This window comes from Selenomonas dianae (assembly GCF_030644225.1).
Lineage (GTDB): Bacteria > Bacillota > Negativicutes > Selenomonadales > Selenomonadaceae > Centipeda > Centipeda dianae.
In genome coordinates this window covers 2,088,169-2,101,808 of the sequence record NZ_CP128650.1, presented here as the reverse complement: position 1 = coordinate 2,101,808, position 13,640 = coordinate 2,088,169, and the positions used below count along the sequence as shown (strand labels likewise).

At 59.1% G+C, this 13,640-nt stretch carries 6 protein-coding genes; 5 read left to right on the top strand and 1 reads right to left on the bottom strand.

What is annotated here, in order from left to right:
- The first annotated feature begins 336 nt into the window (after positions 1-336).
- The 5 genes from rpoB (at position 337) to QU667_RS10185 (ending at position 12,221) form a co-directional block, all read left to right on the top strand.
- Positions 337-4,083 (top strand): DNA-directed RNA polymerase subunit beta, encoded by a 3,747-nt coding sequence (gene rpoB, locus QU667_RS10205; RefSeq protein WP_304987068.1) that lies wholly within the window; start codon positions 337-339, stop codon positions 4,081-4,083.
- Positions 4,084-4,292: 209 nt separating this feature from the next.
- Positions 4,293-8,291, top strand: a complete 3,999-nt coding sequence (gene rpoC, locus QU667_RS10200; RefSeq protein WP_304988452.1) for a DNA-directed RNA polymerase subunit beta' — start codon at positions 4,293-4,295, stop codon at positions 8,289-8,291.
- Between the two features lie 411 nt (positions 8,292-8,702).
- On the top strand, positions 8,703-9,257 hold the full coding sequence (locus QU667_RS10195; RefSeq protein WP_304987067.1) for a biotin transporter BioY: 555 nt from the start codon (positions 8,703-8,705) through the stop codon (positions 9,255-9,257).
- Positions 9,258-9,579: 322 nt separating this feature from the next.
- Positions 9,580-11,274: a methyl-accepting chemotaxis protein gene (locus QU667_RS10190; protein WP_304987066.1), complete on the top strand. Its 1,695-nt coding sequence runs from the start codon at positions 9,580-9,582 to the stop codon at positions 11,272-11,274.
- 137 nt (positions 11,275-11,411) lie between these two features.
- Entirely contained in the window at positions 11,412-12,221 is an 810-nt protein-coding gene (locus tag QU667_RS10185; RefSeq protein ID WP_304987065.1) for a dCTP deaminase domain-containing protein, read from the top strand.
- Between the two features lie 124 nt (positions 12,222-12,345).
- Here the strand turns inward: QU667_RS10185 and sstT are convergent, their stop codons facing one another.
- Entirely contained in the window at positions 12,346-13,593 is a 1,248-nt protein-coding gene (sstT, locus tag QU667_RS10180) for a serine/threonine transporter SstT (protein ID WP_304987064.1), read from the bottom strand.
- Between the last annotated feature and the right edge of the window lie 47 nt (positions 13,594-13,640).

Sequence of the window (13,640 nt, the reverse complement as noted above, 5' to 3'; positions counted from 1 at the left end):
TGAACAGTATAGCATACAATATGTGTTTTTGACAGAAAGTCAGGTAAAACTAAAAATACCCCTTGACACGGGGCTTTTGAATGTAGTATCATACAATGACCTATTGAATAAGAATGGGGATTTGTGCGCTTTTTTTCGGGGAGGAAAAGGAGATCGCCGACCAATAAAGTCTGTCAAATTTGTGCAGCTTTTATCGGTGACCCGCAGCCTTCACGGCTCGTGTTAGAAAGGAACAACAGAGCAAGGTATTCAGATCGTTGCCTTGTTCTTTTTGTGTCTTTTTATTCCGACGCACAAATCACCATACGATAATCCAGCGAAAGGGTGACAGCGTTCATGTTCAATCCTGTGTCGGTCGGCCGTCGCACCCGGTACAGCTACGCGCGTATCAAGGAAGTTATGGAGATGCCGCATCTCCTCGACATCCAGCGCACGAGCTACCGGTGGTTTTTGGAGGTGGGGCTCGCGGAGATCTTCCGCGACATCTCACCCATTCAGGATTTCTCGGGGAATCTCATCCTTTCGTTTGAATCGTTCGCGCTCGGTGAGCCGAAGTACGATCTCGACGAGTGCAAGGAACGCGATGTGACTTATGCGGCTCCTCTGCGTGTCAATGTGCGTCTTGTGAACCGTGAGACGGGCGAGATCAAGGAGCAGGAGGTATTCATGGGCGATTTCCCGCTCATGACGGATACGGGAACCTTCATTATAAACGGCGCGGAGCGCGTCATTGTCAGTCAGCTTGTCCGCTCGCCCGGTACGTACTACGGGGTCGAGATCGACACGACGGGCAAGGAACTGTTCAACGCGACGATGATCCCGAACCGCGGCGCGTGGATCGAGCTCGAGACGGATGCGAACGATGTCGTGTCCGTGCGCATTGACCGCACGCGCAAGATGCCTGTGACCTACCTCATTCGTGCGCTCGGCTACGAGTCGGACGATGAGATCCGTGCGCTCTTTGGCGATGATCCGCGCATCCTCACGACGCTTGAGCGCGACACGGACGAGGTCAAGACGCGCGGCAAGGCGGTCATAGAGATCTATCGCCGTCTGCGTCCGGGCGAGCCCGCGAACGAGGACAATGCGCGGCAGCTCCTGGAGGTGCTGTTCTTTGACCCGCGCCGCTACGATCTGGCGACGGTCGGCCGCTACAAGCTGACGAAAAAACTCGGCTGGCGCCGCCGTCTCTTGGGCAAGGTGCTGGCAAATCCCGTCATTGACAAGGAGACGGGCGAGATCGTATTCCCGAAGGGCGAGGCGATTACACAGGACATGGTGGATGCCGTGAGCGCGGAGCGCGAGACGGCGCTTTTCGGCGAGGGCGAGATCGTCGCCTTTGACGTGCAGAAAAAGGACGGCGAGATCCATCGGATGCTCTGTGCGCCGACGCGGGACTACCAGTTCCGCACGGTGACGCGCGAGGATGTGATGGCGGCGATCAGCTATCTCCTCGGGCTTATGGACGGATTCGGCAATACGGACGACATCGACCACCTCGGCAACCGCCGCGTGCGTGCGGTCGGCGAGCTGCTGCAGAACCAGTTCCGCATCGGCCTTTCGCGTATGGAGCGCGTCGTGCGCGAGCGTATGTCGATCCAGGAAACGGAGAGCATCACGCCGCAGGGGCTCATCAACATCCGCCCCGTCGTGGCGGCGGTGAAGGAGTTCTTCGGATCTTCACAGCTCTCGCAGTTTATGGATCAGCACAACCCGCTTTCGGAGCTTACTCACAAGCGCCGTCTCTCAGCGCTCGGCCCCGGCGGTCTCTCGCGTGAGCGTGCGGGCTTTGAGGTGCGCGACGTGCACAACTCGCACTATGGGCGTATGTGCCCGGTCGAGTCCCCCGAAGGTCCGAACATCGGCCTCATCGGCTCACTCGCAAACTATGCACGCGTGAACCGGTTCGGCTTTATGGAGACCCCGTACCGCCGTGTGGACAAGGAGCACCGCCGCGTGACGGACGAGGTGCGCTACCTGACGGCGGACGAGGAGGACGAGCTCATCATCGCACAGGCGAACGAGCCGCTGGATGAACATGAGTTCTTCGTCAACGAGCGCGTTACGGCGCGCTGCCACGAGGAGACGGGGCTGCACCCGCGCGACCGCGTGGACTATATGGACGTGTCGCCGCGTCAGGTGTTCTCCATCGCAACGGCGATGATCCCGTTCCTCGAAAACGACGATGCGAACCGTGCGCTCATGGGCGCGAACATGCAGCGTCAGGCAGTGCCGCTCCTGCGGACGCAGGCACCTCTGGTCGGGACGGGCATGGAGTACAAGGCGGCGTGCGACTCGGGCGTGATGGTGCTCGCAAAGCACAGCGGCGAGGTCACGGAGGTCACGGCGGATGCGATTACCGTCCGCTCGGACGAGGGCGCATTTGACCGCTATAAACTGCAAAAATTTGTCCGATCGAACCAGGCGACGTGCATCAACCAGAAACCTCTGGTCTACGTCGGCGACCGCGTGACGGAGGGGCAGCCCATCGCGGACGGCCCCTCGACCGACAGCGGCGAGCTGGCGCTCGGCTACAACATCATCGTCGCCTATATGCCGTGGGAGGGCTACAACTACGAGGACGCGATTCTCCTCAGCGAAAATCTCGTCAAGCGTGATCTCTACACCTCGATCCACATCGAGGAGTACGAGTGCGATGCACGCGATACAAAGCTCGGACCCGAGGAGATCACGCGCGACATCCCGAACGTTGCGGAGGACGCGCTCAAGGATCTCGACGAGGACGGCATCATCTCCATCGGTGCGGATGTGCGCCCCGGCGACATCCTCGTCGGCAAGGTCACGCCCAAGGGCGAGACGGAGCTGACGGCGGAGGAACGTCTCCTGCGTGCGATCTTCGGCGAGAAGGCGCGTGAGGTGCGCGACACCTCGCTGCGCGTGCCGCACGGCGAGGCGGGCAAGATCATCGACGTGAAAATCTTTACGCGCGAGAACAACGACGAACTCCCGCCGGGCGTGAACCGCCTCGTACGCGTCTACATCGCGCAGAAGCGCAAGATCTCGGTCGGCGACAAGATGTCCGGCCGTCACGGCAACAAGGGCGTCGTCTCGCGCATCATGCGCCAGGAGGATATGCCGTTCCTGCCCGACGGTACGCCTGTGGACATCGTGCTGAACCCGCTCGGCGTTCCGTCGCGTATGAACATCGGGCAGGTGCTTGAAACACATCTCGGCATGGCGTGCCGCGTGCTCGGTCAGCGCATCAAGGCGGGCGATCCGCAGGTGGAGAGCGACCTCCGTGCGGCGGGCTATGATTTTGATAAAAACGGGATGCCCATCCCCGATGTGGCGGGCATCCACATCGCGACCCCCGTCTTTGACGGTGCGGGCGACGACGATGTATTCGGTACGATCCGCGCGGCGGGACTGCCCGACGACGGCAAGACGGTGCTCTACGACGGGCGTACGGGCGAGCCGTTCGAGAACCGCGTCACGGTCGGTTGCGTCTATATGCTGAAGCTGCACCACCTCGTCGATGATAAGATTCACGCGCGTTCCACGGGACCGTACTCGCTCGTCACCCAGCAGCCTCTGGGCGGCAAGGCACAGTTCGGCGGACAGCGGTTCGGCGAGATGGAGGTCTGGGCGCTTGAGGCGTACGGCGCGGCATACACCTTGCAGGAAATTCTGACCGTGAAGTCCGACGATGTCGTGGGTCGTGTCAAGGCATACGAATCCATCGTCAAGGGCGACAACATCCCCGAGCCGGGCGTTCCCGAGTCGTTCAAGGTGCTCATCAAGGAACTGCAGGCAATCGGTCTCGACATCAAGGTGCTCAACGAGGATGCGAAGGAAATTGCGATCCGCGACGAGGAGGACGAGGACATCGGGGAAAAGGCGCGCTCGCTCGATCTCGACGTGGAGGGCGTGGACGAGAGCGGCAACCCGCCTCCTCCCCCCGCCGACTCCTACGATGAGGAGGACGCAGCGGAGGAGGAGACCCTCGACGAGGCGGATCTCATCGCCCATATCGACGGCGCGGATGATCCGGTTGACGATGTGGAATCCCTGATGCGCGGCGGGCTCGACGACATCGACGCGCCGAATGAGGATGACTTATAAGGAAGCACTGATAAATTCAGCCCATCATCTTGGCGCATCTTTTTCGCCCTGCCTGTGTCAACAAATCCTCCACATAGCACAGCGACTATGCGTCCGGTTTGTTTCCTTGCCAGGACGAAAAATCTATCGCCAATCTGAAAGACTTCATTTTATCAGCGATTCCTTGAAGGGAGTGGCATCTGTTGCTGGATGTAAACAATTTTGACTCAATGCGGATCGGACTCGCTTCCCCCGATAAAATTCGTGCGTGGTCGTACGGCGAGGTAAAGAAGCCCGAGACCATCAACTACCGCACGCTCAAACCCGAGCGCGACGGTCTGTTCTGCGAGCGCATCTTCGGCCCGACGCGCGACTGGGAGTGCCACTGCGGCAAGTACAAGCGCATCCGCTACAAGGGGGTCGTCTGCGACCGCTGCGGTGTCGAGGTGACGCGTGCGAAGGTGCGCCGTGAGCGCATGGGGCACATCGAGCTTGCTGCGCCCGTCTCGCACATCTGGTATTTCAAGGGCATCCCGAGCCGCATGGGGCTCATCCTCGATATATCCCCGCGTTCGCTCGAAAAAGTCCTGTACTTCGCCTACTACATCGTCATTGATGCGGGCGAAACCGACCTCAAGAAAAAAGAACTCCTCTCCGAGCGCGAGTATCACGATGCGCTGGAGAAGTATGGCAATACGTTCCGCGTCGGCATGGGCGCGGAGGCGATCAAGGAACTGCTCGAAGAGCTCGATCTCGAAAAGATGAGCGAGCAGCTCCGCAGCGACGTGCGTACGACCTCCGGACAGAAGAAGGTGCGTGCGATCCGCCGTCTGGAGGTGGTCGAGGCGTTCCGGAAATCCGGCAACAGACCTTCGTGGATGATTATGGATGTCGTGCCGGTCATTCCGCCTGATCTGCGCCCGATGGTGCAGCTCGACGGCGGCCGTTTCGCGACCTCCGACCTCAACGATCTCTATCGCCGTGTCATCAACCGCAACAACCGTCTGCGCCGTCTGCTCGATCTCGGTGCGCCCGACATCATCGTGCGCAACGAGAAGCGGATGCTGCAGGAGGCGGTGGACGCGCTCATCGACAACGGCCGCCGCGGCCGCCCCGTCACGGGACCCGGCAACCGCGCCCTAAAGTCCCTCTCGGATATGCTCAAGGGCAAGCAGGGTCGTTTCCGTCAGAACCTCCTCGGCAAGCGCGTCGACTACTCGGGGCGCTCCGTTATCGTCGTCGGCCCCGAGCTGAAACTGCATCAGTGCGGACTGCCGAAGGAAATGGCGCTCGAACTCTTCAAGCCGTTTGTCATGAAGAAACTCCAGGCGGACGGCGCGGCGCACAACATCAAGTCGGCAAAGCGCATGGTGGAGCGTGCGCGTCCCGAGGTCTGGGACGTGCTGGAGGATGTCATCAAGGAGCATCCCGTGCTGCTCAACCGCGCACCGACGCTCCATCGTCTCGGCATTCAGGCATTCGAGCCTGTTCTCACCGAGGGACGTGCGCTCAAGCTGCACCCTCTGGCGTGTACGGCGTACAACGCAGACTTTGACGGCGACCAGATGGCGATCCATCTGCCGCTGTCGGCAGAGGCGCAGACCGAGGCGCGCGTGCTCATGCTCGCGGCGAACCACATCCTTGCGCCGAAGGACGGCAAGCCCATCATCGTCCCCTCACAGGACATGGTGCTCGGCTCGTACTACCTCACGAAGGTGCGGCCCGGTGCAAAGGGCGAGGGCAAGGTGTTCACCGGCATTGCGGAGGCCCTGCTCGCCTATCAGGAGAAGGTGCTTGACCTGCAGGCGGAGATCCGCGTACAGGTGGCGGGCTACGGCCTCGTCCGCAGTTCGCTCGGCCGCCTCATTTTCAGTGAGATCCTGCCCGAGGAGCTCCGCCATTATCGACAGGATACGGAAACGGGGGAGTGGAGTCTCGGCGTTCTCATGAACAAGAAGGAGCTCGGCAAGCTCGTCGCGAACTGCTACGATCATTTCGGCGCGACCAAGACCGCCGAGGTCATCGACAATGTGAAAAATCTCGGCTACCACTACGCCTGCATCGCGGGCATGACGGTCGCCGTCTCCGATGTCATTGTGCCGCCGAAGAAGAAGGAGATCATCGGAGAGACACAGGGACAGGTCAACAAGGTTGAGCGCCAGTATGCGCGTGGTCTGATCACCGAGGATGAACGCTACAAAAAAGTCGTTCAGCTCTGGACGAAGGCGACGGACGATGTCGCGGACGCGATGATGGACAACATGGATCCGTTCAACCCCATCTTCATGATGGCAGACTCGGGCGCACGCGGCAACAAGCAGCAGATGCGCCAGCTCGCGGGGATGCGCGGACTCATGGCAGACCCGTCGGGCAAGATCATCGACCTGCCGATCACGGCGAATTTCCGCGAGGGGCTCACCGTTTCCGACTACTTCATCTCCTCCCACGGCGCACGCAAGGGGCTTGCCGATACGGCGCTCCGCACGGCGGACTCGGGCTATCTGACGCGCCGCCTTGTCGATGTGGCACAGGATGTCATCGTCCGCGAGGAGGACTGCGATGTCTCCGCGATCAACCTCATGCAGATTCGCGCACGGCTCGCGGAGTCCGCATTTGACGCACTCGAACTCCTCGTTGAGAGCCTTGCGGGGCGGCTTCTCGCTATGGCGATCTACGATCCCGAGACGAAGGATGTTCTCTATCCGCAGGACACCGTTCTTGACGATGAAGTCCTTGAGACCATCGGCGAGCGCGACATCCGCGAGATCATGGTGCGCGGCTCCTCTGTGAGCGTGGAGGGCGTCGTCAGCAATGCAATGGTCACGGAGAGCATCACACTCGGCGAGCCGGACGCAAAGAAGCGCAAAAAGGCACGCGCAGCGATTGTCCGCGAACTCAGCGGCAAGGAAGTCGTGCGCGATGCCGCTCTGGACGACGGCACGATGCTTGCCGCCGAGGGCGATCTGCTCACGGACAAGATGGTGGAAGCCATCATCGACTCGGAACTGCACGAACTCCACATCCGCAACAACAACGTGCGTGGCATTGAGGTCGAGGCAATCACCGAGGGCACGGGTGTCATCGAGTCGCTTGCCGACCGCATCGTCGGCCGCGTGCTTGCCGAGGACATCGTGGACGAGGCGACGGGCGAGGTGATCGCCCGGATCAACGACCCCGTGGACGAGGCACTGGCGAAGCGCATCGAGGGGATGCGTAAACGCGTATCCATCCGCAGCGTCCTCACGTGTAAATCGCAGTTCGGCGTCTGCATGAAATGCTACGGGCGCGACCTCGCCAATCAGGCGGAAGTCGAGATCGGCGAGGCGGTCGGCATCATCGCCGCGCAGTCCATCGGCGAGCCGGGCACACAGCTCACCATGCGTACGTTCCACTCGGGCGGCGTTGCGGGCGACGATATTACGCAGGGTCTGCCGCGCGTCGAGGAACTCTTTGAGGCGCGCAAACCCAAGCACAACGCCATCATCGCAGAGAACGAGGGCGTCGCCCACATCGACGACACCGGCAAGGGGATGCGTACGGTCACGATCACGCCCGAGGGCGGCGTACCGCGTGAGTACGCCGTACCGTTCGGTGCACGCATGGCGGTGCGCGACGGGATGGAGATGAAGATCGGCGACAAGATCACCGAGGGCTCGGTCAACCCGCACGACATCCTGCGCGTCTGCGGTCTGCAGGCGACCCAGCGTTACCTCGTCTACGAGGTGCAGAAGGTCTACAAGTCGCAGGGTGTTGAGATCAACGACAAGCACATCGAGGTCATGGTGCGGCAGATGCTGCACAAGGTCAAGATCGAGGAGTCGGGCACGACAGAGTTCCTGCCCGGTGAATACATCGAGATCAATGCGTTCGAGGCGGCGAATACCAAGGCAATCGAGGAGGACGGCGAGCCCGCCGTGGCGAAGCCCATCCTGCTCGGCATCACGAAGGCATCGCTCGCGACGGACTCCTTCCTCTCGGCGGCATCGTTCCAGGAGACCACGCGCGTCCTCACGGATGCGGCAATCAAGGGGAAGATCGATCCGCTCGTCGGGCTGAAGGAGAACGTCATCATCGGCAAGCTCATCCCCGCAGGCACGGGCATGACCCGCTACCGCAACCTCGAAATTGTCGATTTTGCGCCGCAGGTCGCAGACGAGTCCGAGCAGGAGACCGTCGAGGAAGTTCACGAGGAGGTCGACCTCTCGCGGCTGGAGCAGCTGAGCAGCTGAGCGCTTGCATTTGACGCTGTAACGTGTTATACTTTCTATAAGAAATCTTGGTGAGGGTTTCGAAATCAACAAAAATCCCGGCAGGTGCGAACTGCCGGGATTTTCTATGCCGTTCTTGCGAGGGTGGCTCAAGCCCTATGCTGGTTGCTTAGCTCATCGTCTGTCCAGCCATTTGCAAATGTAGTACGAGGTTACATTTGCTGCGACAGAAATAGTAAAAATGGTGAGTAGCTCCAAAATCAACACCCCTTTCTGTTGCCAGTATGGGGGAAGCAACATCAACAGTATAGCATAGAAACATCTGTTTTGTCAGTAAAAACTTCCTCATGGAGTGATGTCTACCGATTCTATAAAACAAGTTGACGAATCTCTCCATTCGCTGTAAAATACCAACGAAAAGGAGCGATTCTCATGACAACACGCGATGATAAATTCTTTTCCGTACGCAATACCACGCGCATGGCACTCTGCATTGCGCTGATCTGCGTGAGCGCGTACATTGCGATCCCCGTGCCGTTCATGGCGCCGCTGACGATGCAGACCTTCGTCATGTGTCTTGCCGCGCTTGTCTTAACACCGCGCCAGACGGCAGTCGTCCTCGTGGGGTACACCGTGCTCGGTGCGATCGGGCTGCCCGTGTTCGCGGGCGGCGTCGGCGGGCTCGGCATCATCATGGGGCCGCGCGGCGGATTCTTCATCGGTTTTCTGCTCGCGTACACCCTCATGAGTATGGGCAAGGGCAGCGAGCCGTCCTTTACGCGTTATGCGCTTGTCGGTACGCTCGTGAGCGTACCCGTCACCTACCTCATCGCAACGCTCTGGCTGACCATCCTCTTTGGGGATAAGTTCGCAGGGCTTGTCGCCGCGTTTATGGCGCTCGTCCAGTACATCCCGGGCGACCTCATCAAGGCGGTTGCCGCCGCCGCGCTCGGCGTGACGCTGAACAGGCGGCTGCGCTATCTGTGACGACACGACACAATAACAAATCATAAGAACAATCAACCGGACGGAACGGAGCGATAGAGATGCGCCGTTCCGTTTCCATATATGGAAGAATCATCATAAAACATCTTGTGGAGAAGCGGCGTTCAGTGCTATAATGACAATGGCATAACATCCGTTATCCTGCATTGTTTTTTGAGGATGGATGTGAAATCAAGCGCGATACGGGACGACGTACCGTATTGTTCCGCAGGGGAGGGAGTTCCTAACGCCGGTGAATATCCTGAGATGGTTTTCGGAAAGGGAGGAAAAAATGAACGGGCTCACCGTATCGAAAAAAATCATTTTGAGTTTTGCAATACTCATCGCGATCTTTTTGGGGTTTGGCGTGTATGCGATCCAGTCGGCAAGGGCGCTCAACGCATCGACGAAGGATGTGATGGACTGGACGATTACACTCGGGGCGGCATCAGATCTCTCGGACAGGGCGAACATCGTACGGCGGCGTGCGGTGATGCGGGCACTGACGAAGGACCCCGCTGCGCGCGAGAAGGCGGAGAACGATCTCGCGGAGGCGAAAAAGGCAGTGGACGATGCCTTTGCAAACTATGAGAAATCACTCTCCTCCATCAGCTACGTCTCGGCAGAGTCGGAGCAGAAGGATCGTGCGATCTTGGAGAACGAGCGCAAGGCATGGCAGGCATATCTCGATACGGGCAAGGAGATCGAGCCTCTGATGGCTGCGGGCGATCAGAATGCGATTCTTTCCTATGCACAGGGGCCGACGCGGGATGCCTATCGCGCCTTCACCAAGCTGGTGATGGAGGATCAGGCACGCTCCATCAAGGGGGCGCAGGAGGCAAATGCGGAGAGCGATACCGTATATAATCGCGTCATCATGACCACGGTCGTCGTCGCCGTCGCCGCCATCCTCCTGGCTTGTATCAGCGGGTTCATCCTCCTGCGCGCCATCTCCACCTCGGTGGACATGATGCTCGGTTCCCTGCGCAAGGTGGCGCAGGGCGATCTCAGCGTCCATCTGCCGACGGACTCGGGCGATGAGTTCGGGCAGATGGCAGACCAGACGAACAAGATGCTTGAGAACATCCGCGGCATGACCAAGACCATCCAGAAGACGGCGGAGACGGTCTCCGACTCCTCGGGGACGCTCACGAGCACGTCCGAGCAGTCGGCACTGGCGACGCAGAACGTCGCGCAGTCCATCACGGAGGTCGCCGAGGCGGCACAGACCCAGATGGACTCCGTTGCGGAGGCAAAGCATCAGGTGCATGCCTTTACACGTGGCCTGACGGATGTCACAAAGACCATCGAGAACGTCGGTACAGACATCGCGCAGACATCACAGAAGGCGGAGGAGGGCAACAAGCTCGTTGTGGCGACTGTCGATCAGATGAATACCATCGCGGATACGGTCATTTCCTCCTCGAATGTCGTGGCGAAGCTCGGCGAGCGCTCGAAGGAGATCGGCAACATCGTCGAGGTCATCTCCGGCATCTCGGGGCAGACGAACCTGCTCGCACTCAACGCAGCGATCGAGGCGGCGCGTGCGGGGGAGCACGGGCACGGTTTCGCTGTCGTCGCTGAGGAGGTCAGAAAACTCGCCGAGGAGTCGCAGAACGCCTCCAAGCAGATCGGCGATCTCATCCGTACCATTCAGGAGGAGACGGAGCAGGCGGTCGCTGCTATGGAGAGAGGTCGCGAAGAGGCGGAGAAGGGACGCGAGAACGTTACGGCGACGGGCGAGGAGTTCTCGGAGATCCGCGCGATGATCGACCGTCTCCAACAGTACTCTGCCAACATCGGATCGACGATGGACGATCTGACCGCGCGTGCGGCGAAGATCGACGATGCGACAGGCAAGATTCACGATGCCGCCTCGAAGGTCGCGGCAGAATCGCAGAACGTTTCTGCGGCGACGGAGCAGCAGGCGGCGGGCATGGAGGAGATCGCAGCGAGCAGCCGCGGACTCTCGGACATGGCGCACGATCTGAACGTTGCGGCGGCAAAGTTCAAGACCTGAGTTCATCCATAAAAAAAGAAGTGGCAACCGCAGAACGAAGCGATTGCCGCTTCTTTTTGTTTGGCTTAAGGGAAGCACAGCCCATCTTGACGCCGGTGGTACAATGAATACAGAGGTGTATTGTTGGAGGCATCGTCATGTTTGTAGCGGACAGAAACATAAAAGCGGCAGGCGAACAACTTATTTCTCCGTTTTCGGAAGAACGTGTCGGTCCGATCTCGTATGATCTGTCGTCGAAAGAATTCCATACGACAAAAGACGGGGAGATCATCACGCAGTCCGGAATCAGCTTAAACCCCGGGGAATCGGTATTCGTTTCTTGTGAGGAGCAAATTGATTTGCCCTCGGATATGGCTGCAATCATCAATGCACGAAATTCGAAAATCAGACAGGGCTTGCGCTTGGACGCACCAATATACTATCCGGGACATAAAACGCGCGTTTTTTTTCGCATCTCAAATGTATCGACCGATACGATTAAGTTTTCAAAAGGGGAACAATATGCTGCCATTTATTTCATAAAGGTGGATGGCAGTGTTGACAAGCCCTATGAGGGGACGTTCAATAACGAACTGAATTTCAGCGGTATGGCGGAATATCGCGGCGCATATCAAAAGACCATGCAGAAATTCGAGTCGCAAAAAGATGAATTGAAAAACATCGAAAAGGGCATCTATGCGAATGTTCTTGTCCTGCTTACGATATTTGTCGCCCTGTTCAGTTTGATCAATATCAATGTGGGACTGGTAAGGGACAGTACGGGCGCCGGCACTGTGTTCAGAATGCTCGTATTCAACTTTGGGACGGTGGGCAGCATTGCCATTTTGATCGGTTTTGTTCAACGTATGATCAGCAGTAAACCCGTGAATCAACATATGCTTTGGATTGAAGTCGGCATTGGTCTTGCTTGTTTTGTTGCCGCATCTGTTTTTGCAACTTGGCTGTAAGCCGGGGAATGATCCGAATCCTTACACATGAAAACACGGTATGAATGTGAAAATCACGTCCATACCGTGTTTTTGTGTCTGTTTACAGATGAAGTTGATGCGCGTGCTCCCTTGTATGAGCCGTTCAGTCCTTCGGCGTCATATCCTCTGCGGTGAGCGTCCCTGCCTTTGCCCGCTCGGCGAATTCCGCCGTTGCGGTAAAGAGCGCGTCAGAGGAGCTGTTGAGCGCGGTCTCGCAGGAGTCCTGCAGCACGCCGATGATAAAGCCGACGCCGACGACCTGCATGGCGATGTCGTTGCTGATGCCGAACGAGGAGCAGGCGACGGGGATGAGGAGGAGCGATCCGCCCGCAACGCCCGATGCGCCGCACGCGCCGACCGTAGCGATGAGGCACAGGAGCAGCGCCGTCGGCAGATCGACATTGACACCGAGTGTATGTGCCGCCGCGAGCGAGAGAATCGCAATCGTGATCGCCGCGCCGCTCATGTTGATGGTCGCGCCGAGCGGGATGGAGATGGAGTAGACCTCGGGGTTGAGGCCGAGCCGTTTGCAGAGCTGGAGGTTGACGGGGATGTTTGCCGCAGAGCTGCGTGTAAAGAATGCGTAGATGCCGCTCTCACGCAGGGTCGTAAGGACGAGCGGGTACGGGTTGCGGCGGATGTGCGCCCAGACGATGATGGGATTCATGATGAGGGCGACGGAGAAGAATGCGCCGAGTAGGACGGCGAGGAGCTGAAGATAGCTGACGAGGGCATCCACGCCGCTCGTGCCGACCGCATCCGCCACGAGCCCCATGATGCCGAACGGGGCAAAACGGATGACCCAGAGCACGATCTGCGTCATGACGACGGCAAAGTCGCGCACGGTGTTCTTCGTCGTCGGGCTTGCCTTCTGGAGGGCGATTCCCGCGAGGATGCTCCATGCGAGGATGCCGATGTAGTTCGCATTTGCGATGGCGTGGAGCGGGTTGTCAACAACGTTCATGATGAGGTTGTGTACGACCTCGACGATGCCGCTCGGCGGCGCGACGGTCGCATCCGCTACGACGAGATGGAGCGTCGAGGGGAAGGCGAAGGAGAAGCCGACGGCGACGACGGAGGCGAGGAAGGTCGCGATGACGTAGAGCCGGACGATGGGCTTCAGTGCCGCGCCCGCGCCGACGGTGCGCTGCGCCATGGCGTTCATGACAAGGACAAAGACGAGGATCGGCGCGACGCCCTTCAGGGCGCGGACGAAGACATCGCCGAGCACGGCGACAAGGGGGATGAGCGCGGGTGCATAGAGCGCGATGAGGATGCCGATGATGAGTCCGACCGCGATGAGCTTGATGAGTGCCGTTTCGCGGTACTTGCGGCTGATGTTGGTGAACAAGAAAATTCCTCCTTTGAGCAGAAAAAATATGCCTCATTATAGCAGAA

Bases quoted from the DNA above. Each gene is read 5' to 3' on its own strand.
- rpoB (WP_304987068.1), top strand. From the start codon at position 337: ATGTTCAATCCTGTGTCGGTCGGCCGTCGCACCCGGTACAGCTACGCG.
- rpoC (WP_304988452.1), top strand. From the start codon at position 4,293: ATGCGGATCGGACTCGCTTCCCCCGATAAAATTCGTGCGTGGTCGTAC.
- QU667_RS10195 (WP_304987067.1), top strand. From the start codon at position 8,703: ATGACAACACGCGATGATAAATTCTTTTCCGTACGCAATACCACGCGC.
- QU667_RS10185 (WP_304987065.1), top strand. From the start codon at position 11,412: ATGTTTGTAGCGGACAGAAACATAAAAGCGGCAGGCGAACAACTTATT.